The organism is Undibacterium sp. JH2W (genome assembly GCF_049340425.1).
In the GTDB taxonomy this organism is placed as follows: Bacteria; Pseudomonadota; Gammaproteobacteria; order Burkholderiales; family Burkholderiaceae_D; genus Undibacterium.
Genome location: NZ_JBMPOT010000005.1, coordinates 265,680 through 290,840 on the forward strand (window position 1 = coordinate 265,680; position 25,161 = coordinate 290,840).

The 25,161-nt window shown below is 52.3% G+C and carries 15 protein-coding genes; 6 read left to right on the plus strand and 9 right to left on the minus strand.

The window, feature by feature from the left end:
• Positions 1–24 precede the first annotated feature (24 nt).
• From ACO0LC_RS09180 to ACO0LC_RS09195, 4 genes are all read right to left on the minus strand, one after another.
• Positions 25–891 carry a FecR family protein gene (locus tag ACO0LC_RS09180; protein ID WP_423002353.1) on the minus strand — a complete coding sequence of 289 codons (867 nt, stop codon included), beginning with the start codon at positions 889–891 and terminating at the stop codon, positions 25–27.
• Positions 860–7,045, minus strand: coding sequence for a filamentous hemagglutinin N-terminal domain-containing protein (locus tag ACO0LC_RS09185; RefSeq protein WP_423002354.1), 6,186 nt, complete (start codon positions 7,043–7,045; stop codon positions 860–862). The genes ACO0LC_RS09180 and ACO0LC_RS09185 overlap by 32 nt, the downstream gene beginning before the upstream one ends.
• A gap of 18 nt (positions 7,046–7,063) precedes the next feature.
• Positions 7,064–8,677, minus strand: coding sequence for a ShlB/FhaC/HecB family hemolysin secretion/activation protein (locus ACO0LC_RS09190; protein ID WP_423002355.1), 1,614 nt, complete (start codon positions 8,675–8,677; stop codon positions 7,064–7,066).
• Between the two features lie 310 nt (positions 8,678–8,987).
• On the minus strand, positions 8,988–9,575 hold the full coding sequence (locus ACO0LC_RS09195) for a hypothetical protein (RefSeq protein ID WP_423002356.1): 588 nt from the start codon (positions 9,573–9,575) through the stop codon (positions 8,988–8,990).
• Positions 9,576–9,955: 380 nt separating this feature from the next.
• Here ACO0LC_RS09195 and ACO0LC_RS09200 point away from each other — a divergent pair, with 380 nt between their 5' ends.
• Positions 9,956–11,584, plus strand: coding sequence for a glycoside hydrolase family 10 protein (locus ACO0LC_RS09200; RefSeq protein WP_423002357.1), 1,629 nt, complete (start codon positions 9,956–9,958; stop codon positions 11,582–11,584).
• Positions 11,585–11,836: 252 nt separating this feature from the next.
• Positions 11,837–14,677, plus strand: a complete 2,841-nt coding sequence (locus ACO0LC_RS09205) for a TonB-dependent receptor domain-containing protein (protein ID WP_423002358.1) — start codon at positions 11,837–11,839, stop codon at positions 14,675–14,677.
• Between the two features lie 78 nt (positions 14,678–14,755).
• On the opposite strand, the gene ACO0LC_RS09210 is transcribed toward ACO0LC_RS09205, so the two are convergent.
• On the minus strand, positions 14,756–16,078 hold the full coding sequence (locus ACO0LC_RS09210) for a serpin family protein (protein ID WP_423002359.1): 1,323 nt from the start codon (positions 16,076–16,078) through the stop codon (positions 14,756–14,758).
• A 357-nt stretch (positions 16,079–16,435) separates the two neighbouring features.
• Between ACO0LC_RS09210 and ACO0LC_RS09215 the strand changes: the two genes are divergently transcribed.
• Together ACO0LC_RS09215 and ACO0LC_RS09220 are read left to right on the plus strand one after the other, a co-directional pair.
• Entirely contained in the window at positions 16,436–17,323 is an 888-nt protein-coding gene (locus tag ACO0LC_RS09215; RefSeq protein ID WP_423002360.1) for an N-acetylmuramic acid 6-phosphate etherase, read from the plus strand.
• Between the two features lie 98 nt (positions 17,324–17,421).
• A complete protein-coding gene (locus ACO0LC_RS09220; protein ID WP_423002361.1) occupies positions 17,422–18,324 on the plus strand; it encodes a LysR family transcriptional regulator in 903 nt (300 codons plus the stop codon).
• A gap of 4 nt (positions 18,325–18,328) precedes the next feature.
• Here ACO0LC_RS09220 and ACO0LC_RS09225 read toward each other — a convergent pair whose 3' ends face one another.
• The 4 genes from ACO0LC_RS09225 to ACO0LC_RS09240 all read right to left on the minus strand — a co-directional run bounded on the left by ACO0LC_RS09225 (position 18,329) and on the right by ACO0LC_RS09240 (position 23,176).
• Positions 18,329–18,928, minus strand: a complete 600-nt coding sequence (locus ACO0LC_RS09225; protein WP_423002362.1) for a M15 family metallopeptidase — start codon at positions 18,926–18,928, stop codon at positions 18,329–18,331.
• Between the two features lie 136 nt (positions 18,929–19,064).
• Complete coding sequence (locus tag ACO0LC_RS09230; RefSeq protein ID WP_423002363.1) at positions 19,065–20,873, minus strand: ABC transporter substrate-binding protein; 1,809 nt, start codon at positions 20,871–20,873, stop codon at positions 19,065–19,067.
• Positions 20,870–21,871: a succinylglutamate desuccinylase gene (locus ACO0LC_RS09235; RefSeq protein WP_423002364.1), complete on the minus strand. Its 1,002-nt coding sequence runs from the start codon at positions 21,869–21,871 to the stop codon at positions 20,870–20,872. The genes ACO0LC_RS09230 and ACO0LC_RS09235 overlap by 4 nt, the downstream gene beginning before the upstream one ends.
• 3 nt (positions 21,872–21,874) lie before the next feature.
• Entirely contained in the window at positions 21,875–23,176 is a 1,302-nt protein-coding gene (locus tag ACO0LC_RS09240) for an MFS transporter (RefSeq protein ID WP_423002365.1), read from the minus strand.
• Positions 23,177–23,409: 233 nt separating this feature from the next.
• On the opposite strand from ACO0LC_RS09240, the gene ACO0LC_RS09245 reads away from it, so the two are divergent.
• Complete coding sequence (locus ACO0LC_RS09245) at positions 23,410–24,354, plus strand: N-acetylglucosamine kinase (protein WP_423002366.1); 945 nt, start codon at positions 23,410–23,412, stop codon at positions 24,352–24,354.
• Positions 24,351–25,160, plus strand: a complete 810-nt coding sequence (locus ACO0LC_RS09250; protein WP_423002367.1) for an N-acetylmuramoyl-L-alanine amidase — start codon at positions 24,351–24,353, stop codon at positions 25,158–25,160. The genes ACO0LC_RS09245 and ACO0LC_RS09250 overlap by 4 nt, the downstream gene beginning before the upstream one ends.
• Position 25,161 lies beyond the last annotated feature (1 nt).

A 25,161-nucleotide genomic window follows, 5' to 3' on the forward strand; every position in this document is an offset into this window, starting at 1 on the left:
TGCATGTCAACTATCTCCCCTTAACTATCTCACTTCGCAAATCAGGCTGCCTGACTTGCTTTCGTTATTGGCATTTTCCTGGCTTTGATTGGCAGGGAAACTACCGGGTGGCGAGAATTGCATGCCAGGATTATTTGGCAAAATGATAGGTGGCTTGGTAAAGCTGATGGCAAAGCCAAATTGACCGGCAGTGACATCCAGACTGCCTGTGCTATTTTTCAGGAAGATAGTGCCATCGAGGACTTGCACATACAGCCCTGGTGCGCGTCCGGCACCATTGCCCGGCATTTCGTTTGCAGCAAGTTGCAAGGGCAGGATGGCGGCGACGGGGGCATCAGCGTCGCTAAGTATTGTCCTGCCTTTTGTTCCTGCGCGTGCCTGCAATGCCGCCGTCGTTGCCATATTGTAGGCTGCCAGGCTGCTTTCAGGCGGGACGTATTCGGCGATGAAGGTCGTGCCACGTATGCCTATCGATGCAGTCGGTGTATTCAGGCCAAATCTCTCTTTATTGCGCTTGCCCAATAAGCCGGTAACGGCCCGCAAGCCTCCCTTGATGAGGGTCATGGTGAAACCGTCATTATTGGGCTTGTCTTCTTCAAAAGAAAACTGGTCTATCTTGATCTGGGTATTCGGACGCAAGACGATTTCGCTATTGTCAGCAAACTTGATGCGGGCATAGGTATCTTTCTCAGCAATCAGAGTGTCCCCCTGCTCTATGGCAGATTGCAGGGACAAGACCTTGACGGTGCCATCCGCTTTCTTGGCGATCAAGGGGCCGCTCAAATGGGTCACCGTGCCGGCGATTTGTGCAGCGAAACCCAGCGCACAACTCAGGCACAGTGCCGCAATAAAGAAAAATTTAATTGCAGTAGAGTTTTTTATCTGTAGCATTTTTTAACACTCCATTGTCCCTCGTGCCAACAATACTGCTTCTTTGTTCTAACCTGGTTTCCCTGCCGGAATCACTGCTGCCACTCTCAAAAAAATTGGAAGAATTATTGATGGAATTGGTGATGGCCAGGGTGGAACTGATAAAGCTGTTCAAGGCAAAATTGATTGAATTATTGAGGGTATTACCAGTCCTCAGATCGCCTATAGGCAAGACCAGGGTGCAACCCAGCAAACCAGGATTAGCAGCGCATTGCGCCTGAGTAGGCAATACTGCGGCACAGCCATTCAAGGCAGGGTTGGCAGCGCAACTCGCCAAAGCTGGCAAGACGGCACTGCAACCTGGTGTAGATGGATTGGCGACGCAAGCCGCCAAACTAGGCAGGACCGCACTGCAGCCAGATACAAAAGGCGTGGCAGTGCAAGTGGCCAGAGTGGGCAACACCGCACTACATCCAGGCAAACCAGGATTGGCAATACAGGTACTCAAGCCAGGCAAAACAGCAGCGCAACCAGGGCTGGCAGGATTGGCGGTACAGGCTGCCAGACTAGGCAAGACTGCGCCACAACCCGCCAAGGCTGGGTTGGCTGTACATGCTGCCAGACTGGGCAAGACTGCCGAGCAACCTGGTGTACTTGGTGCAGCAGTACAGGTAGCCAGGCCAGGCAATATCGTGCTGCAACCTGGCAAACCAGGTGTGGCTATGCAAGCGGCGAGGCTGGGCAAGACGGCACTGCATCCTGGTAAACTGGGGCTGGCGCTGCAGGTTGCAAGACTAGGCAAAACTGCCGAGCAACCAGCTAGCGTCGGTGTGGCAGTGCAGGCAGTCAGGCTAGGCAGGACGGCACTGCAACCTGGCAGACCAGGGCTGGTGCTACAGGCTGCCAATGTAGGTAAGACTGCCGAACAACCCGATAAACCAGGATTGGCGACGCAGGCATTCAGGCTAGGTAAGACCGCCGAGCAGCCAGACAGACTGGGGCTGGCGACACAGGCTGCCAGCGTCGGCAAGACAGATGCGCAAGCGGGCAAGGCTGGATTGGCAATGCAGGCACTCAAACTAGGCAAGACTGCGGCACAACCCGGCAAGCTGGGGCTGGCCTGGCAGGCTGCCAGGGTGGGTAATACAGCAGAGCAACCAGAAAGTGCAGGATTGGCAGTACAGGCCGCCAGGCTAGGCAAGACTGCACTACAACCCGGCAGGGAAGGATTGCTCAGACAAGCCGTCAGTGTAGGCAAGACATTATTGCAACCGGACAGGCTGGGGTTCGCTACGCAGGCACTCAGGCTGGGCAGGACTGCGCTACAACCTGGCAGGCTGGGACTGGCAGTACATGCAGCAACAGATGGCAAAACTGCCGAGCAACCAGCGATATTGGGTGACACCAGACAAGCCGCCAAGGCTGGCAAGACCACGCTGCATCCTGCCGTCGATGGGCTGCTAATACATTGTGACAGACTAGGCAAGACCACGCTGCAACCTGTCTGGCTGGCATTGCTGATGCAGGAATTCAAGCTGGGCAAGACTGAGCTGCAACCGGCAGTCGACGGATTGACCAGGCAAGATGCGAGCGTAGGCAAAACCGCGCTGCAACCTGGCAGATTAGGATTGGCCTGGCAGGCGGATGCACTGGGCAAGACATTTGAGCAACCGAACATGGAAGGGTTGGCGAGGCAGGCACTCAAGCTAGGCAAGACCACGCTGCAACCAGCCAATGTGGGACTGGCCTGGCAAGCAGCAACACTGGGCAATACGACACTGCAGCCCGCCAGATTGGGATTACTGATACAGGCAGACAGACTAGGCAAGACTGAACTGCAGCCTGCCGTAGTCGGGCTGGAAAGGCATTGATCCAGGGTCGGCAGGGGCACATTCTGGAAAGCCTGCTGCGTCACCGTACCACCACTGACTATGCCTGAGATCAGGATGGCATCACCCGCTTTGAGTACGATATTACCCGAGGTCGTGACCGAACCGGTGCTACCCACCGTCAGCTTGTCAGCCGTGCTGCCACTGGCACCAGCTTCCAGGGTGATATTGCCGCCATTCGCACTGGCGACCGTACCATTCACAGTCAGAGGGCTATGCGCGACCAGGCTGATACTGCCCGCCTTACTACGCACCGCGTCACCGTTATTGAGCATAATGGCACCGATATTATCGATCAGGATATTGCCAGTACTGCCTGCACTGCTTTGCTGCACATTTTGCAGGTTCAGAGCACCGGTATTATTGATCTTGATATCAGTGTTTGCGCCCGTGTTATTAGCCAGCAGTAAAGGTACCTGGGTTTTCAAGCCACCACTATTGCCTATGCCGCCATTGGCAGTCGCATCCAGTGCTGCGCCAGTAATTGAATTACCTGAGGTCTGGCTGATCGCGCCACTGGGTGCTGACAAAGTGACTGCACCCGTTCCCGCCATTAAATTCGAGGTCAACAGAATATTGCCGGAACTGGCAGTCAGGTACATATTACCTGTTGTATTGATACCGCCCAGGCTATAACTGCTGGAGCCATTGCTGCCACTCAGGCTTGTTACATTGATGCCCTGAGCATTTACCAGGCTAAAGCTGCCAGCACTCTTGCCTGCCAGGTTACTAATCACATTCGAACTGTTGAGCGTTACACTTGTACTTGAGACCACGCCCAAATCCTGCACAGTGATGGGATTGACCTGGGATATAGCCCCACCACTGATCAAGCCTATGCGTGTCGTCGTAAGATGTTTGATATCGGTAATAGCGCTGGTATTGGTGTCAGTAATGCCCACCACTGAGATGACACCTGAAGCATTGCTGACATCATCCGTGCCTATGGCAATATTGGCGGCACTGACCTTGTACAAATTGGTAAGGGCCAGGCAAGGCGATACGGTACATGTTGCAGAACCAATAGTAATGGCACGACCAGCAGTAAAGGGGCGTATGCCAAAGTCACCTGCCGTCACACCGCCAGGGCCGCCAAGTGTCAATTGATTGGCAATGAAACCCACTTTACCTGTACCTGCATTGACATTATCAGAAACAGTCAGTGTCCCCGTGCCTGAGCTCACAGTAACGCCCTGGTTATTCGTGGTGATACCAGTAATGGAAGCGATGTTGCTGATACTTAAATTACCAGAATTAAATATATTCAAACTGCCAGTACCCACCCCCCCGGGATTAAGGTCTGCAGCCAGAGAGCTGAAACTATTGCTGGTATTGCCGAGGTTGACTGATCCCTTGGTTTGCAAGGCCAGCCCGCTACCAGTAATGGCATTGCCTGCTGCCTGGCTGATGCCAGAAGTGGAGTCGGAAATCAGCTTGATGGTGGATGGGCTGCTAATACCGCTATAGCCGTCTACAGTAGAAAGACTGATGGGGTTGCTGGAACGGTACAAGAAGCTGCCTGTGCTGGCTGAGCCAGAAACTACTCCAATAAAATTTGCCTCGGTCAGGTTGACGCTATAGCCACGCGCCTGTACAGAACTGGCGCCATCTATCGTGGCTCCTGCTTGCTGAGAAATCGTATTGCCAGAATTCAAGGTGAGTGATGTATTCACATTTTGCAAAGCACCACCTGCGCCTGAACCCATGGCACCTTTGATGTCTATGCTGGCACCACTCATATTGCCGATTTTAAGGCGGCTGGCGGTGACATTATTCAATTCACTGGTCGACAACTCCAGGGTACTGCTCAGGGCATTAGTCGCGCCCGTTGCCAAGTGAATTGTACCGGCAGCATTGGCATCCAGCGTCACGGCACCACTACCCGCATTGACTGTGCCCTGCAAATCCATCTTGTCGGATTTAATGGAAATGCCAGCACCAGCACTATTGATCTGCGTACCCGCAGCAGTACTGGTAAAGACATCCGGGTCGGTCGCTTGCAGGCTAATCACGCCGCCTGCACTATTGATATTCCCCCCCGCATTCAGGTTGATACCACCCAGACCATTAATATTCAGCAAGCCATTATTGGTGATGACAGGTGAATTGATATTGGTGGTAAAACCAGTGGGAGAGCTAAGGTAAATAGCTGCACCAGAAGTTTGTTGTTTGACGCCGTAGCCAGTTCCACCCACATCATTGATGATCAGGTTGGCTCCTATACTGGCGATACGGATATCACCACTACCCGTATTGAGAGCATTGAGCTTGGCCGCCTGCACACCCATATTGTCAGTGGATATATTCCCATGAAGGCCACTCACGGCACTCAGCTTTAAGTCTTTGGCATAGATAGTAGTGGCATTTTGCTGTGTGATATCCGCGCCTGTTGTAAGCGTGACATTGCCATTCGCCAAAGAATTCCCACGTGCATCCACACCACCTGAACCGACATTGATATAGCCGGTGCTGTTAACCAGTATATCGCCACCCACGCCTACCGCGCCCGGGGTCGTTAAAAGGGATTTGAAGGTGGTGTTGCCACTGGCACTGGTACTGATCTGGCTGCTATTGGTAGTCAGCTTGGCGACTACGATATCTGCAGTTTGGGGCGATGTACCCGTGCCAGTTTGCAGTGTGATAGTGCCGGAACCACTAGCATTGATTTCCAGATTGGGATCTGCCGCAGTCAGATTAATGCCGCGGGTAGCACTGATATCGGTAGAAGCATTGCGGGTTCTCAAAGTAAGACTGGAATTGATGGGCAGAGATATCAGGCTACTGAAAAAAATACCGCTGGTGTTAATAAAATTTGTCGCCTCCAGCACGATATTCGTACCGGGAGTCAGCCCCTGGAGTTCAGACTGATAGACAGTGGTTGGGCTACCATCAGAAAAATTGATGGTACCTATTGCCGAACCTTGAAATGTACCTGTGCCATCAGATGCGCCATCACCAGTTCCCCCGGCAATTGTAATAGAGGCAGGGTCGAGTAATAAAGTACCACCCTTGCCTTTTGCTGAACTGACATCGACTTTCGCATGAAAATCCAGGTTTTGCTTACCCGAGGTTTCTACAAAACCACCATTCCCGCTTTGCAAACCACCCCGCGCTGAAATACTGCCGTTCACCCGCGTGACTTCATCAGACCAGACGATGACCTTACCGCCGTCCCCTGTCTTGACAGCATCGGCACTGATTTTGGCATCGCTGGAGACAAAGGCGCGTTTGGCATTCATGATGGCGGGATTGTCGCCGTGATAATCACCACCCACGAGGACCTGGCCACCACCAATATCGCCACTGGCATCCACCTGGGCATTTCCAGCCAGCGCTACGCGCTGTCCGAGCACTTGTATATCACCGCCCTTGCCTTTTCCTGTCGCCGTGGTGGTGCTGCCGGTATCGAGTATCGTATCCTGGCTGGCCTTGAAATAAATTTTACCGTTTTCACCAACGACTGCACTATTGGCACTGACCAGGCCTCGCTGACTGATCAGGCCGCCATAGATACCTACCTTGCCGCCCTGGGCAACGATTTGTCCCAGATTGAGTGCCTGATTATTGTCAGCACTGACAACCACATGAACGTCAGGGTTGGCAGAATCCACCAATTTCACTGAACGCCCGGCTGCCAGCAAGACCTCGCCCTTGGGTGAAGTAATGATGCCGCTGTTTTCTATATCCGGTGCGATCAGATAAACTTGCCCGCCTGCTGGTGTGGTAATGGCACCCTGATTGCTGACTTTGCCCGCCAGCGCGCCAGCATTGAAGCTCAGCTTGCCTGCCTTGAAATCAGCATCCGTCATACCCAGGCTCGATACTGTCAACCCATTGACATCAACTTGTGCACCTTTGCCAAACAATACCCCATTTGGGTTGATCAAAAACACCCGGCCATTCGATTGCAAGGCACCCAGGATCTGTGTGGGGTTTTGACCTATCACACGATTCAAGATGGTACTGTTGGCACTCTCCTGGATAAAACGGGTAGTCTCGCCACCGTTGATGAAGAAATCCTGCCAATTAATAATTGCACCTGGCGTATTGGTAATCGTGAATACCTTGCCATCCTGGCTGAAGATGACCCGGCCATTGATGACCTGCGGTCCCACCGGATTGGCATGGGCCAGGCTGACAACAAGGCCGCTACTAAAACAGGCCGCCAATAACACAGGCGTGAGCCGGGGTAACAGCTTAGGCAACAAATCAGACCACTGGTTTTTCCTGGTGTTCGACCGCAATACTGATACAGATTGAGCGAACATATCGATTTCTTTTCTCATGCTCTTCCTCATCCATCATTAATAGTTGATGCCCAGCCTGACATGCAAACGCCTGTCATCTTTGCTCAATTCATCCGGGGTATGCAGGGCCTTGCCATAGTCCATCTGCAGCGACATCATGCGTGACATGGCCAGCCTGATACCTATACCTATGCTGGAGATGGAAGCCGAACTTTGTTCGCCCGGCAAAGCCCGGTTACGCGAGACATGGGCCGCATCATAAAAACCAAGTAACTGACATTGTGTCAAACTGGCAGTAAAACCGGTACACAGATTAGGGGTATAAATCTCGGCACTGAAGAGAGTGCCGTAGTCATTGGCCAGCGCCCGTTCTGTAAAGCCGCGCACACTACTGGCACCACCTGCACCGAATTGCTCGCCGGGCACCAAACTGTCCCGGGTGTATTGACCACTGAGCATGAGTTTCAATTGCCAGGCTGCTGGCAGTACCTTGCTATAGCCCAGGCCATAGCGCAATATGCTATAACCTGAAGTGGCACCACTGCGGACTTTTTGAAAATCTTCGGTCTTGCCTTTTTCTCCACCAGGCAAATTATGAACCGCTGACAAATAGGCATTAGCTTCACCGGCTGTCGAACTCAGGTTGGCAGAATAGCTGAGGCTAAGTGGGTGAACGGTGACATCGCTCCCCAGTTGTATGCCCTGCAGGGCGACATTATTCTTGAAAGCCTTATAGTCCCAACCAAGGCTGAGACGCGAATCAAAATCCTCGTTGCGACCAAGATTGTAGTTATAGCGCCCGCCAAATACCGAGCCGCGCCCGCTGACATTCAAATCAAATATGCCAGCTGCGACAGAACCGGAATCGACATTCGAATAACTCGCATACACGTCCACACTGTCGCCCAGGGTGTACAGCGGCAGGTGATAACCCAGACCAAAGACGGCATAATTACTGGGCTTTTGCAGGGTGGTTGTATATTGCAGGCTGAGTACATCATCACGCCCGCTGAGGTTGGCATGCTGGAACAACAGACCAAGATGAGATTTGCCGGTATTACTATCGCCCGCATTGTCGAGATTGGCACCTATGGTCCAGGGCTTGTTGTCGACGACGTTCAGGACAGCATTGACTTCACCCTCTTTGCTGGCAGTTTCAAACTGCAAATTGGTTTTCTTGGCGGGGTTTTCATTGGCTGTCTTCAGGCTTTCGGAGAGTTTCTTGATGTTCGGTGTATCACCCTCGCGCAATTGCGGCAGGCTACCTCTGATATTGTCGTTGTCAAAATGCCGATTACCCTTGACACTGACACTGGCGATGCGTGCCTGTACCACAACGAACTTGACGACGCCCTGATTCAATTCTTGCTCAGGCAAGACCACCTGCACCAGGCTATAGCCTTTTTGGTGATAGGCCTTTTCCAGGGCTTCCAGGGCTTTTTGCACATCGGCAAAACTGCGGCTCTTGCCCGTATAGGGTGCCAGCAAGCTGTCAAGGGCTGCCGCCGTCAATAAATCATTGCCCTTGACCTCATAGCGACTGATGTCAAAACGTCCGATGACGCTATCAGTATCCTGGGCCAGCAAAGGCTGGCTGAGCCCGATTGCCATGGCAAAGATCAGGCTGAGGCTAAAACGAGATTTGACTTGCTTGTTCTTCAACGGTCTCATACTAAGATTTCCCAGTTGCTGAGTCGTGCAATACCAAGTTCTTTTGTGTGCAGAGCCTTGCCAGCCTCCACCGATCGTATCGATAATGCTTATCGACCTGTATTTGTTACGTATTCTTTGCTGAAGAGATGCGTGCGCAATCGTATTGCGACTGAGAAGCTTGAAACCCATTTCCATCACTATCATGGGCTTCAGGTACAAGTATCCTGCAATCCAATTCCGACTACAAGCACTATGTTGTTAATTCTGACATGAGCGTCAAGATTTGTAATTTTGGAAATTTGATAGTGTTGTTTAGTTAGCCTCAACTCTACTTGGCAGCCTTGCTGGGTTTGCCTGCAATGGCCTGTGTTTCTATCATGTGATCAAACTCATCAATGCGCAAGCTGCGGCTGATTGCGACAGAAGGACAGCAATTGGCGTCTTTAGGCCCCATTTGCATGCCATCGAGAATCAACATTCCATTTCGGATACGCGCGCTATCAAAATCAAAAGTTCGCCAGCCACGCTGCGCCAGCTTGCCGACAGCTACCAGGCGATATGGGCGCGCTTTTCTTACGGCAGCATCGTACTGCTGCTGTTCGGCAAAGAAGGCCACAAATTCTGCATGAAGATTGCCACCACCAAAGCCTTCCAGGCTAAATAGCACGACTGCATCATTTTTATGCTCTTCAAATAGCTGCCCATACAGTATCCTGGCTGGCTTTCCACTATAGGTTTCTGCAACGCCATCGCCAAACTGCTCTATCAGCCTGGCAAGTTCTGCCTGTAGCATCGCCTGCTGTTCTGGCCGGGGATGCGTTGCAACTTGAGTGGCTGTATGTGCCTGCTGCGCTTGCGCAGGGCTAAGGGCAAGTAGCGCCAGGCTACAAAGTAAGCTGAGGTATAGCGGTTTCATAGGTAAAAAATAAAAATATATGAAGAACTGAATGTCCTGAACGTCACGAAAGAAATCAATATTTCCATTTGGCAATGCTAGCCCTCAGAAATGAAAGTATTTATCACCATCTGCAGGGATAACCCAGGCTTATATCCCATGAATAAAATTCAATCGCCACAAACTGGTATTACTGCCTATCATAATAGCAATCTCTCGATTGAGGGATGAATCTCATGACTCCCCCAAGACGAAAGAGATTTTCAAGGGCGCGCAAGCGCCCTTTTTTTTGTACTGATAACTAAGCAAAAACCCAGCAAAAATGGAAGAAACGCTGGTGAGTCAAAGTGTAATGCAGTAGCATCTCAGCTCTTTCGCCTTTATTCAGTCCCGGCTTACGCATGTTTTCGCATCAACACTCGTCACGTCCTGCTTTTACTTTGAAAACTTTCCTGCAACATGTCAAATTGCCTGTGCTGGCAGCCACCGTCTGTGCGCTCTTGCTGGCCTGTTCCACACCCCTGGAAAAAAAACCTGTCAGCAAACCCGTCAAAACAGATTTGACTATTATTCCGCAAAATGCTCCAGTCAATTATCCTGTGCAAGTCCATGAGGCACCGCCTTTACCGCGTGAATTCCGGGCAGTCTGGGTTTCTACCGTGGCCAATATAGACTGGCCATCGCGGCGTGACCTGAGCACGGAAAAACAAAAAAATGAAATCATCGCCATCCTCGACAATGCCGTACAGTTAAAACTGAATGCCATCGTCTTGCAGGTGCGCCCAGCTGCCGATGCGATCTACCCTTCAACGATAGAACCCTGGTCAGAGTTTTTGACTGGTGAGCAAGGCCGCCCACCCTCACCGTATTATGATCCCCTGCAATTCTGGATAGACCAGGCCCATGCGCGTGGCCTGGAATTGCATGCCTGGTTCAACCCCTTCCGTGCCCGTACTGCGCAAGCCAAAACAGTCGTTGCCGCAAACCATATCAGCAAGCTGGCACCACAAGTGGTAAAAACCTATGGCGACCTGCAATGGATGGACCCAGGTGAACCCGTCGCCATGCAGCAAACCCTGAATGTCATCGGCGACGTCGTGCGTCGCTATGAGGTGGATGGCATCCACATCGATGACTATTTCTACCCTTATCCGATCAAGTCCGGCAATGGCAGTGAAGTCGATTTCCCGGATGACCCGGCCTGGATCACTTACCTGCAGTCAGGCGGCAAACTGGCGCGCTTTGACTGGCGCAGGGAAAATGTCAACCGCCTGGTGGAAGCCATCAACCAGCGTGTGCATCTGGAAAAACCCTGGGTCAAATTTGGTATCAGCCCCTTTGGCATAGGCCGGCCAGACCGCTTACCACCCGGCATCACCGGTTTCAGTCAATATGACAAGCTGTATGCTGACGTAGAACTGTGGCTGGCCAGAGGCTGGCTGGATTATCTCGCTCCCCAGTTGTACTGGCCCATCAATCAGGGTCCACAAGCCTTCAAGGTCTTGCATGATTACTGGCTGGCGCAAAACACCACGGGCAAGCATGTCTGGCCTGGCCTGTACACCAGTCGCATAGACAATAGCGATAAATCCTGGTCCGCCGATGAAATCCTCAACCAGGTCGATGCCATGCGCGAAAAGGCAGGCAATGGCCATGTGCATTTCAGCATGGTGGCGCTGAACCAGAATCGCAAGGGCATACGTCAGCGTCTGGCGGCAGAGAAATACACTTCACAAGCCCTGATCCCGGCCAGCCCCTGGCTGGACAATACCTTGCCAGCCAGCCCCTTGCTGGAAGCCAGTGCCGACAAGAAGTCGGTGCACCTGCAACTGGCTAGCACCGTCAACACCCGCTTGCTGGCGATCTGGAAACGTACTGAACAGCAATGGCTATTCTCGGTAGTGCCAGCTCAGGATATGCTCATCGATTTATCCGATGATCCGCAATATGGGCCAGTCAGACAACTCACCGTTTCGGCTATCAGTCGTACAGGTATCGAAGGTGTGCGGGCAAGTTACAGCCTGCCTTGAAACTGACATAGCAGGAAGTGTGGTTTTTAAAGGCGTATGGACAACTGTTCATGCGCCTTTTTTATGTGCCTTAGTTTTATTGATGCGCGAAAACCCATGCCGCTCAGGGCGAAGACTGGAGTAACTCATATCTTTTAGTTATCGCTTGTCATAAAATTTTCATTTGTCACAATAGCTGCCCTACCCCTAGTCTTTAGCATACATAAAATTTACAAGATTGACACTCATATAGTCAGACTCCAGGAGAGACCAGTGAAGTTAAAGACCATCGCCAGATGCATTGCCCTGACAGGTATTTCTGCCGTTAGCAGCTCAGCAGTACAGGCACAGGAGCAGACTACCCAAGCACCGCAAAGAGTAGAAATTACCGGCAGCAGTATCAAACGCATCGCCAGCGAAGCGGCCCTGCCTATAGAGATCATCACCCGTAAACAGCTGGAGGCCGCAGGCATAGTCACAGCAGAACAATTCATTGCCAACCTGAATATCAATGGCAATGGCTCAGATAACCTGGCCAGCAATGCCGATGTCACCTCCGGCGCTCAGCGTGGCAACAATGGCGCTTCTTCCGCCAATCTGCGCGGCCAGGGTGCAGACAATACCCTGGTGCTATTGAATGGCCGCCGTATTGCCACCCATGGCATGAAGGGTTCAGCCGTCGATTTGAATTCCATCCCCATGGCAGCGGTGGAAAGGATAGAAGTATTGAAGGATGGCGCATCAGCCATCTATGGCACGGATGCCATAGGTGGTGTCATCAACTTCATCTTGCGCAAGAATTATAAAGGCCTGGAAGCCCAGGCCTTTACTGACATCACCCAGCAAGGTGGCGGCAATATCAAGCGTTTTTCAGTAGTCGGGGGCTTTGGTGATCTGGAGCAGGACAATTACAATGTGCTCATCACCGCGACGCATAGTGAAAATGATGCATTACGCGGCGAGCAACGCAACTTCGTCAATACCTTCCAGCCCAATCGTGGCCTTTCGGTGGATACCCGCGGCACGCCCTTTGCCACGGTAGTAGCGACCTCACTGGCCAATACCATACTCAGCAACAAGAGCAATAATGGCCCGGTCTTTCCTGGTACGAGTCAAGTCATGAGTTCCATCAATGTGTTGAACCTGCCTGGTGCTGCGGGTTGCAATAGCATAGATGGCATGGCTGCTTATGACGCCAAACTCTGGGACGTGGCCGCTTCAAAATATGCCTGCGCCTGGGATACCGGGCGGGCTGCCGTCTTGCAACAGCCCGTCAAGAACGATAATTTTGTTTCGCGTGCCAGTTTTAAAGTTGGTAATCACCAGCTATTTGCCGAAATAGTAGGCTCTCAGGTGGAAGTCGCCAAGCGTTTTTCACCCAACCAGGTTTCCCCCGGCACTGCCTTCCCTGCCAGCTCATTTTATCCCAGCACCGGGGCGGCCTATAACGAGGTCTTCAATTCCATCGTAGCGGTTTTCCCTAGTATAGAAGCCTATCGCGGCGCGCCGATTGCCTATCGCTGGCGCTGCATGGAATGCGGTGATCGCGAAATCACCACCAAGACCGAGGCAGGCCGCCTGCAACTCGGCGCTGACGGCCAGATCGGCAATTGGGATTACCGTGTAGGCCTGTCCCGCGCCTATAGTGAATCCGAGTCCAAGCTCGGCACTGGATATAATTATACCGTGGCACTGGCCAATGCCCTGAGCACAGGCATCATCAACCCCTTCCTCAAGCCAGGTGAAAAACAGACGCAAGCGGCAATCGACTTGCTCAACAGTACCTCGGCCACAGGGGTCACTTTGTATGGTGGAAAAACCACGCTGACACAGGTGGATGCCGCCTTGTCCGGAGAAGTCTGGAAATTGCCAGCCGGCCCTGTCATGGCAGCAATAGGCATGGATGTACGCAAGGAAGAATATAACTTCAATGGCGACGCCCGCGCTGCCAATCTGCGTTACGCCATACTGAATGCGCCCTTTGATGATACCAATGCACTGTCCCAGGTCAGCCGTGACATCCGTGCCGTCTATGCAGAAGTCCTGGTGCCGGTGTTGAAATCACTGGAGTTCACACTGGCTGGCCGTCAGGATCATTATTCCGGGTTTGGGAATACCTTCAATCCCAAAGTCACTTTCCGCTACACACCAACGGATACCCTGTTGTTCCGCGGTTCGTATAACACGGGTTTCCGTGCACCTTCGTTTAATCAATTATTCAATGGCATCACTGAATCTCCGTACCTGGGCAAAGACCTGGCTGACCCCGCTACCTGCCCCGGCCTGAAAGTCGATAGCAGCAAACCAGGATGTGCATCCATCACACCAAATATCCTGACTGGTGGCAAATCCACGCTAGGCCCGGAAACTGCCAAACAAGCTACGGTAGGGGTAGTCTGGGCACCCAGCAGCAATTTCAGTGCGAACGCTGATATCTGGGAAATCCGCAAGGAAAACTCCATCACGTCGATAGACCTGACAACCATGCTGGCAAACTATGAATTGTTCAAAGCACAGTTCTTGCGCGACAGCAACGGTGCTCTGGCTTTTGTAGACCAGCGCTGGGTCAATGCTGGCTCCAGTATTACCCGTGGCGTCGAAGTCGGGGCCAAGGCGAATGGAGAAATATGGAATGGCAAATGGACAGCCAGTCTGGATGGCTCTTATTTGCTGGAGAAAAAATCCCGCCCCATGGCAAACGCCCCTTATGGAGCCAGTGAAGTCGGCAGATTCACCTTCACCGGCGACCTCGGCCTGAAATGGAAGCATACTGCCTATGTCACCTACACCCAGGGTGACTGGACTGGTACTTTCATGCAAATTTATCGTGACGGTTATCAAGACCAGGTGCTGCCTGGCGTGCAAAGCGGCCTGGTGACACCGAGTGATTACAACCCTACGGTAAAAGCCTATGCCATCTACAATATCAGTGCGACCTATAGCGGGATTAAAAACTTGACGCTGACTGCGGGCATCAAGAATCTCTTCAATACCGACCCGCCCTTTGCCATCACCTATGACAGCAATACCGGCGCAGGCAGTTCCTGGGAACCCCGTGTCGCAGATCCCCGCGGCCGTTCCTTTACCTTGCTGGCGAACTATAAGTTCAAATAAGCGGGTAAGGCACACTCCAAAAAAATTCCCCGGCATTCAAGCCGGGGAATTTTTTAAGCTCTAAAAAACTACAGGCATTTAGCTGGCAGCTGGATTCATGAGCTTGCCCATGAAGAGGATGAGGCCAGTCTGCCTGTCCCTGATCATGAACAGGAAAGGCTTGTCCAGGTTCAGCCTCAAGGGCTGGTTGATATTGATGCTGGTGACACCTATCACCACAGCAGTCGCCGCGGCTGCTTCTGTACCCTTTTCATCAACAGTGATGTAAGCCTTGTGCAAGACGCCTGAAATCACCAGGTCACGGTTACCCGTCATGCCAGAAAAATCAGCCTTGCCCGCATCAAATGCAGCGCCCATGCCCAGGCTGTTGAGGCTGCCCGTCATCTCCGGGTTGGCACTGAAGTTAAACTTGGGCATGCCCAGAGCGATGTAATTGTCCTTTAAACCTGCAGCAATGTCGCTGATGGTATTACTGCTCAAGCCCTGCACAAAGCTGTCAAACTTGCCCGTATCTGGCATGACTACCAGCATAGCCAGTTTGTTGTCCATGTAAGGCAACTCTATCGCCTGATAGTCTTTACCCTGCAGGTAAGGGAAATTTGCTGTCTGGTTCATGAAAGGAACATTTTTCACACTGCCCTTGCGGTCGGTGAAATCCTGGTTCCTGGTTGCTTCCTTGGTAAATTGCCGGGCCCAGTCTGACTTGAACCAGACGGCATTGGTCAGCACCACCCGCGTGGATGCAGACACAGAATTGGCAGGTAGCAAATCCTTGATTTTTTGCTGGGTTTGGTCTGCCACCCAGTTATTGATCGTCAAACGGGAAGGCTCGGCGGCTTTGGCAAAATCCAGCAAATTCACCGCAGCACCAAAGTTCAGGCTGAGAGCATCGAGGTAAGTGCTTTGCAAGTTGTAGCCCTGCTGTGCCCACAGGGCATTGGCGATGTTCAAGTTGGGCAACTGGGCATTGGGTTTTGCCGTAGTCGAAGTCTTATCTGCCAGCAATAAGTCGAGGCGGTTCAAGGCGGGTTGCAAACGGCTTTGCTGCAACTGGAAAGCCAGGGCTTTTTCCATGCCACTAAGAGTGTCACCCTTGGCACCGGCGGCTGCCATTTCCAGTGCCAGTGTCAGGCTATAGGGTGAATACACCAGATTGCTATCCCCCTGGGCGCCCAGCAGGGGCAAAACCTTGAGAGCAAACTCAGTATTGCCAGCAACGGCGGCCGCCAGGTCAGCATCGCTGGCTTGTGGGGCCACATTGCGCGCCAGCATGGATTTGGCCGTGCCTATGGCCTGCGGTGCGTCACCACCGGTAATGGTAGAAGTAGCTGTGGTACTAGCTCCGCCACAGGCAGAAACCAGGGCTAGCAGCAAGCAAGAACAAATGATTTTTGGGCGCATTTTTGAGCTTTCTATTGAGCTGTCAGGGAAACAATGTCTGGAAATGATACGCCAGAGAGGTTTCCGAATCAGTTTGAAAATGTACTCAAATTGTCATCAAATTGTACAAACTGAAAGATCACCATATTCAAAACGGTAAGCACTCCTGAATCCATGCGCATACAAAAGTAGCTGTGAGCAGAGAATTTGCATTTGTTTAATTGTGTTTAGCCTGGCACCACATAAGCTGATCCATGCGTATCCACAAATACTGCCTGCACTTTTATGCATTACCTGAAGTTATGGACAGACCACGAGCTTTCATTGGCGCTCTGCCTGCACTGGGAATAACTTAGCGGTGAAGGGGACAAAAACCATATGTTGAACACCGAGGCACCAAGCACACTGCATACTGAGCTGGATTTGTATTCAACCGAGCGGCTGCTCAATGTACTGATTGATGACCAGTTGAATGCCATACGTGCTGTCAGCCTGGCAGCACCCGGCATTGCTGCCGCTGTTGATGCTGCGGCACCGCGTATTCTGGCGGGTGGCCGTCTGGTGTATGTGGGAGCCGGTACGTCTGGCCGCCTGGGTGTGCTTGATGGGATTGAGTTGCTACCCACTTTCTCTTGGCCCAATGAGCGCGCCTTGTCCTTGCTGGCAGGCGGCAAGCAAGCCATGTTTATTGCTGTTGAAGGGGCAGAAGACGATGCAGCACAAGGTGCACAAGAAATTCTGGAGCTGGCTTTGACATCCAATGATGTGGTGCTACTCATCGCTGCTTCCGGTGCCACCCCCTATGTATTGGGTGCCATGCAGGCTGCCCGTGCCACGGGTGCATTGACGATAGGCTTTGCCAATAATCCCGGTGCACCCCTGACTTTATCGGCAGAACTGGGGATCACCCTGGATACCGGTAGTGAAGTGATCTCGGGCAGCACACGCTTGAAGGCAGGCACTGCACAAAAGGTCGCGTTGAATAGTTTTTCCAGCGCCTTGATGGTCAGGTTACACAAGGTTTACGGCAACCTCATGGTGGATGTCAAACCCACCAATATCAAGCTGCTCAGGCGCACTGTCAGCCTGACCATGCATGCAACCGGGCGCGATGAAGCATACTGCCGCCGCATACTGGAAGAATGCAATTTCCATGTCAAGATCGCGATACTCGCCATCCTCGATAAGATCAGCGTCACCGCCGCCAGCAAAAAACTGCAGGTCTGTGGTGACGACTTGCGCCTGGCGCTGCGCACCGCGTCATAAGTCTGGTGCAAGCGAGCCGGTCTGTCACACCAAATCCCCTCAGGCGTTACAATCAAGTTCGTGTTTCAAGTTTGTATTCTTGCTGAAAGTATTTATCCATGCGTTTGCGTCATATAGAAGTTTTCCATGCCATCATGCAGGCAGGCACGATCAGTGGTGCTGCACAATTGCTGAACATTTCACAACCGGCTGCCACCAAGGTTTTGCAGCATTGCGAAATTCAATTAGGCTTAAAACTGTTTGAACGTATCAAGGGCAAACTGCATCCCACGCCCGAGGCTCACAAATTATTTATCGAAGTCGATAAACTCAATCGTGATTTGCAATCGGTGCGCAGGCTGGCCAGCAATTTAAAGCATCATCCTGACGAAGCGGTCAGACTGGCTTCGACACCGACCTTGTCTATCACTGTTATACCAACAGCATTGGCGGCCTGGCGCAAAAAATTTGCCAATGTGCATTGCACGCTGGCGACCCACCATACCAGCGAGATCGTCAATGCACTATTATTAGGTGACGTGGACTTTGCCTTTTCCCTGTACGACCCCTGCCATCCGAATATCGCCTCGGAGGCTTTGACACGCGGCAGCATGACGGCCATCGCCCCTGTCGGTAGCTGGGTAAAAACACTGGACAATACCGCCTTGCCAGTGGCCGACCTGCCCAAGAATCTGATCGCCCTGGACCTGGATGACCACCTCGTCAGCCGCGTCATGGATGCCTGTGAAGAACAGGGTTTGAGTTTTACTTCCTGCACGGTAGTGCAAACTTATTTGCTGGCCAGGACTCTGGTTGAGCTGGGTGCTGGTGCCGCCGTTATAGACCCCTTCACGGCTGCCACAGCTGACCATGACAAGGTGCAATGTCGACCACTATCGCCCAATGTACCAGTGGACTTATTTTTGTTGACGGTAAAGTCCACGCCATTGTCACGCTCAGCTCGCGCCTTTGTGGAATGCATCAGGGAGGCGGGTGCAGAATTCATTGCCCGCACCAGCTAAAATCTCACTCTATACGCAAATAAGTTTCACGCACGACTTGCGGATCACCGCAATTGAAATGCCACCATTCACTATTGATGCCGCGAAAACCACCGTGCGACATGGCTGCCCGCAAAATCCCTCGTTGATCAAGCTGGTGTTGGGTGAGATGCCCTTCGGCCAGCATGCGCTGTTCCAGCGCTGGATGGGATTTTTCTTCGAGGGCATCAAAGCCGCTGCCCATATCCAATTCCTGACCAGCCGCATCTATCAGCGTCACATCCACTGCCATGCCAAAGGAATGGATGGAACCACGCGCTGGATCAGCCACATACATGCGCAGGGGCGTGCCATCCAGGTGCTGCCACAGCATTTCCTGCACCCGGTGCGGGCGCAAGGCATCCAGCACCAGGATGCGCAAACCGGGGTGATGTTCCTGTAACCAGGCTACCGCTGCCTGCAATGCCTGTGCCGCGTCCCTGTGTAACCAGCGACAGTCGAGATCGCCATATAACTCCCTGCCTACAAAGTTGTCAGCACCGACATAACGTAAATCGATCACTATGCCGCTGACAGTGTCCAACTGGCAAAAATCAGGATGATCCGCAATCAATTCACAACGCACAAAGGCTCCACACAATAGAGTTTTTCATCAGTGCAGCATAGGGGGAGTCATTGCTGCTTGCCAATGAATATTTACCAATGACATATAACCAGATGGCATGCTCAGACATGAACTTCCATGATGCCATCAACAACACTTATTTTAATACCTTGTTACGGGCAGCAGTATCTACATCTACATAACGCCAGGCCGTGAAATCCACAGGATGGCGATAGTAATTTTGCAGCCAGGGCTGTGATAAATCCGCCGTCACCGGATGCCAGCGTGGTACCCAGGGCGTATAGCCATGCATAAGTTGTGCCATTTGCCGGTAAATCGCAGTGCGCTCAGGGCTGTCACTGAGCCGCATGGCTTCTTCATATAGCTTGTTAAAGGCAGGCAGGTTGAAGCGCGAATAATTGGCGCGACCAGCATTGGGACCGTATAGGAGCTGGTAAAAATTCTCGGCATCGGGGAAGTCGGCTATCCAGTTTGCTTCCGTCATCTGCACTTTGCCCAGGCGGGCTGCACGCAAGACTTCAGAATGTTTATCGGTCTTGAAGCTGACATGGATACCAATAGCATCCAGATTCTTGCGCCAGACTTCATCGCGCAGGCGACCTGTCGTACTAGCTAGAGTATGCATTTGCAGGTGCAGAGGCTGACCATCGGGCAGGTTGCGATAGCCATCCGCAGCACGCTTATAGTCAAACTTGTCCAGCAAGGCATTCGCCAGTTTCAGGTCATATTGCACCGGCGTTTTATAGCTAGCATCGTAGCCCAGCACATTCGGTGGCAAAGGCGATTGCGCCTGTATCGCCAGGCCTTTTTCCATCAGGGCAATATCTTCCTTGCTGTCATAACTGAGGGCAATGGCACGGCGCAAAGCGATTTTCTCCGGGGTATAGCCGCCTATCACCGGATCTTCCATATTCATCCACATGTAATAGGTTTGCAGTGGCGTGAACAGGGACAGACGTATCCCCCGCTGCTGCAGGGCAGGCTTCAACTTGCTATTATCGAGCACCATGTTCGACAAGGGTGCCGGCACTTGTTCCAGGTAATCAAATTCATTATTCAGCAAACCCAGCACCCGTGACTGCTGCTCTTCCATGACCTTGATTTCTACTTTGCTGACACGCGGCAAAGTCTGCCCTGCCAGGCTGTTGGCAATTTTTTTTGTGGCCTCATCAATGCCCTGGTCATCGAACAGTACTTTGCGATACTGGGGATTGGCCAATAATTCTATACGGAAGCTGCGTTGCCACTGGCCAAGGATGAAAGGGCCTGTTCCTATGGGGTGATTGCCCACCTGGTTGCCATAGGCCTCCACCACTTCTCTGGCCATCGCACCTGTGGCAGTGGTCGCCAGGATGAACAAGAAGTTACTGTCTGGTGCATTCAAGCGTATGCGCAGTGTGTATTTATCTATGGCTTGCAAACCAGGAATGCTGGTTTGCAGATTGAAGTCCTGGCTTTTGCCATCTTTGGATGAATTTGCAGCGGGTCTAAGCTTTTCATCCCCCAGTATCTTGCCTTCAAACATGAATAGCCAGGGCGACTTGACCGCAGGATCATAGATTCGCTTGATACTGTAGATATAGTCGTCTGCCGTCAACTCCCTGGGCTTGCCCTTGAATGCAGGATCAGGTGTAAACAGGATGCCAGACTGCAGATGCAAGACATAGGTCTTACCCTGTTCCAGGATTTCCGGCATGCTTGTCAAGGTATTGGGCTTGAGTTTGACAGGCCGCGCCAGATAATCATAACGCAGCATGGGCTCAAAAATATTTTCATTGATGCTGACCGAAGGCACGTCCGACGCCACTGCCGGGTCCAGGCTACTTTCTGGTGTCGTCACCAATACCCGCAAGATTTTTTCATTGCTGCTTGCTGCTTGCGCAGGCAACACTTCTATCAGGGAAGACAGGCCCAGCAATGCCGCAAATATAAAACGTAAGCTCATGCTCCGGCCTTCGCAAGATCAGTCAGGCGCGGGTTAGGCATAGTCAGATAAAACCATTCTTCACCAGCCCTGGCCCCGACATCGGGGAAAATAATGCGACCATCCTGGCCTGCCCTGACTTCGCTACCATCAGCCCGTATGCCTATCAATTCTCCCTGCGCCAATACATCAAAGCTACGCCATTCGCGGACAAAGCTATCGTCTTCATGCAATTTATCGATGACGTCGTAAATACGCAGGGCTTCCATCTCAGCCACAGCTTCCGGTGCAGCCCCGGCGATCACGCCCAGATGTCGCAGGCTGTTGACAATGGCAGTGTAAGCAACCTCAGGCGCTTGCGGGTCCAGGTGCTGGCCGCACTCCAGTGTCATGGCATAGCCACCGGTGGAGCGCATATATTCTGTCGTGCCTACACCGAACTGTGTATTGGCATTAGCAACGCTCTTGGCATCCGCGTTATGAGCCAGACGCTCCTGGCGGCGCTGCACACCACGTGCATAAGTACCTAGCCAGCCATCGACCAATCTGTGCACACCCAGGCGCATGGCCATGGCCAGCTCATGTTTTTCATGGCTGAATGATTCTATGGGGCCGCGATTATTTTCCGGGCCTATCAGAACAAAAGGCTCACCCTCACCGCGGAAAGAATGCAAGTCCAGCAAGACATCATGCTGAGCTAGCAAGGGGCATAGCCAGTTGGCTACATGGTCTTCAAATTCCTGCACATCGTTAGTCGGTATCAGACGGCGGTTCAGGTTGCGCTCTCCTTCCCTTTGTCCCAGTTGATAGGCCAGAGGATTACATACCGGCACCAGCGTCAGACGGCCAGCCAGCAATTGCAGGCTGCCCTCTTCCAGCTCGGCAATCACGCGGCGTATTGCCAGCGTGCCGCAAGTTTCATTGCCGTGCACCGCACCCGTGATGATGACACTGCTGCCAGACTGTGGTGAACTATAGCTATTGCTTTGAAAATGATGGGGATAGATCTTTTTATTCATGCTTCATCCAGCCTTTTTACCGAAGGCCGGGTCCACTTTAATGAGGGCCGTGACAATAAAAGTCGGTACCGCAGCGATGCATATCCAGACAAAGAAATGGGCGTAACCCAGATACTCTTGCAGATATCCACTGAACATGCCAGGCAACATCATGCTCATCGCCATGAAACCGGTACAAATCGCATAATGCGCAGTCTTGTGTTCACCGTCAGCAATCATGATCATATACAGTACATAGGCAGTAAAACCAAAGCCATAACCCATTTGCTCTATAGCAACTGCTGCACCTACGAGATAGATATTTTGTGGCTGTACAAAGGCCAGATAGACATACACCAGATGCGGCACATTGATGGCCAGCGCCATGGGCCAGAGCATACGTTTCAAGCCAAAACGTGATATCAGTGCCCCCCCTGCCAGGCCGCCTATCGTCAGCGCGATCATGCCCATGGTGCCATATACAATACCAACTGCCTGCGTGGACAAACCCAAACCGCCTTTGTCCACACTATCGAGCAAGAAGGGTGGTGCCATCTTGACCAATTGCGCTTCACCAAAGCGATATAGCAAAAGGAAGGCGATAGTCAGCAAGATGTTTTTCTTCCCAAGGAATTTGGCAAATATGGTGAAAAAAGTCAACGCTACCTGATTGGGGTTACCATGCGCGCAATCGCTGGCCGGGCGCGGCAAGGCCCATTGATGATAGGCAGACAGGCTGATAAACATCACTGTCAGCACACAAAAAACCACGATCCAGCCTAACTTTGCATCCCCTGTCATATCCCGCAAGGTGCCTGCGAGGTAAACCAGGCCTCCCTGCCCGGCCAACAGGGAAAACCGGAAAAACATACTGCGCACACCGACGAAGGCAGCTTGCTGGTGCTGTTCCAGTGCCAGCATGTAAAAGCCATCCGCGCTGATATCATGGGTAGCTGCACCGAATGCCAATAACCAGAAAACCAGCAAGGTCGCTTGTAAAAACGCCGACATGGGGATAGTCAGGGCAACCAGCCCAAACATGGCACCGATGACCAGCTCCAGCGTAATGATCCAGAAACGCTTGGTCTTGAACATGTCAACAAATGGTGACCAGAAAGGCTTGATGACAAAGGGCAGGTATAACCAGCTTGTATATAATGCAATATCTGAATTGGAAATATCCAGATTTTTGTACATAATGACGGAAAGCGTCGTTACGACGATATAAGGAATCCCCTGACTGAAATACAATGAGGGTATCCAGCGCCACATGCCGCTGGCTGGCACTTCGGGATTATGGACTGCAGTAGCTGTCTCGCTTGTCATCTTGATCTTTGTTTTAAGAGCTAAGGCCTGGGCATCTTCCCAGTAAAATACCGGGTTGGCGATTGAAATTTTGCCCTTGCTTCATAGTAAAAAGTTATAAGCCGGATGCATCTTTTCATTCGCTGCCAATACCAGAAGCGCCCTATGATAAACGAACAACAGCCAGTTATTGCGATTCAGTTTCAAGATGTATTATCAATCCCCTTCAGAAATCTGCACAAAAACATCCATCTATGCTATCTGACCAGCCTATTTCCTTGCCGCCGCAAAGCACCGCCATTGCGCTGGGGATAGATGCGGGTGGCACGCAAACCCGCTGGGCGCTGGCAAGCAGGGATGAACAAATACTCGCCAGCGGCACTGCCGCCGGGCTGACTGCACTGCAAACCGATACTCAGGAAGGCCTGCAAGCCCTGCACCAGATATTTGCCAGCCTGGCTGCTGCGACCAGCAGCCATGGCCAGGTTCACAGCATACGTGCCGGCATTACCGGCTTTGGTGGTGATGCCCACACCCTGCCAGACATGCTGGCCGACTGTTTTGGTCTCTACCAGGGGCAAATCTCTGTCAGCAATGATATAGAAATTGCCTATCTCGATATTTTCAAACCGGGCGCGGGTTATCTGATCTATGCTGGCACAGGCTCGATCGCGGCCTACATAGATGCTAATGGGGAATTCCACCGTGCCGGTGGCCGCGGCTATTTGCTGGATGACGCCGGCGGTGGTTTCTGGATAGCCCGCGAAGCCATGCGCCAGCTATGGCGTGCTGAAGATGAGCATCCCGATCACTGGAAAGAATCAGAAATGGCCAAGCGCCTGTTCAAACTCATAGGCGGCAATGACTGGAATATCTCGCGCGATTTCATCTACCACCGCAGCCGTGGCGACATAGGCAAACTGGCGCTGGCCGTGGCAGCATCGGCCAACAGTGACCCGGTTGCCATGTCCATACTCAAAAACGCCGGCAAGGAACTGGCACGCCTGGGCACGGCCATGTGCACTCGTTTTGGCAATAAACCCATCGCACTCAGTGGCCGCGTGCAAGAATTGCATCCCGCCATAGTAGAATCGCTGCGCCTGCATTTGCCGCCAGAGATCAGCCTGCGCCAAAGCACTTGTGAAGCCCATTTTTCTGCCGCCAGGCTGGCAGCCCGACAACTCAAAAAGCAATCATGAACAAACTCAGTCTCTATAGTTTATTTACCGCCCTCAGCATCATCCTCAGTGGCTGTGCCACCGTTGGCCCCATGGGCAAACTCGATACCAGCATCTCAGCCAAGAGCCAGGAAGAGCGCGTGCAATTCATCATCCTGCATTACACGGCACTGGATCAGCCGACTTCGCTGCGGGTGCTCAGCCAGCAGGCCGTCAGTGCCAATTACCTGGTCGGTGATGAAGCCCCCATCAAGGTCTGGCAACTAGTGCCTGAGAATCACCTGGCTTATCATGCCGGGCTCAGCGAATGGAAGGGCTATAGCCGTATGAATGCCAGTTCCATAGGTATAGAGATCGTCAATCTCGGTTTCAAGGATACCCCGGAAGGACGGATTTATTTCCCCTTCCCGCAAGCCCAGATAGACCGCGTGATTGCCCTGGTCAAGGATATCTCTGCACGTTACCAGATACGCCCGGAATACATACTCGGCCATTCTGACATCGCCCCCTTGCGCAAGTCCGACCCTGGCCCGCTCTTCCCCTGGAAGCAGCTGGCCGATGCTGGTCTCATCACCTGGCCCAAGGCAGATGAAGTCGCCCTGCGCAAGCCCATCTATGAACAGCAATTACCCGAGATCAAATGGTTCCAGCAAAAACTCGCGCTATATGGTTATAGCATCCCGCAAACCGGCTTGCTCGATGAAGCTACCCGCAGTGTATTGATCGCTTTCCAGACCAAGTACAGGCCAGCAAAATTTGATGGCATGCCAGATGCAGAAACCGCCGCCATGCTCGACAGCCTGCTCGCCAGCCTGAAAGTAAAATAAG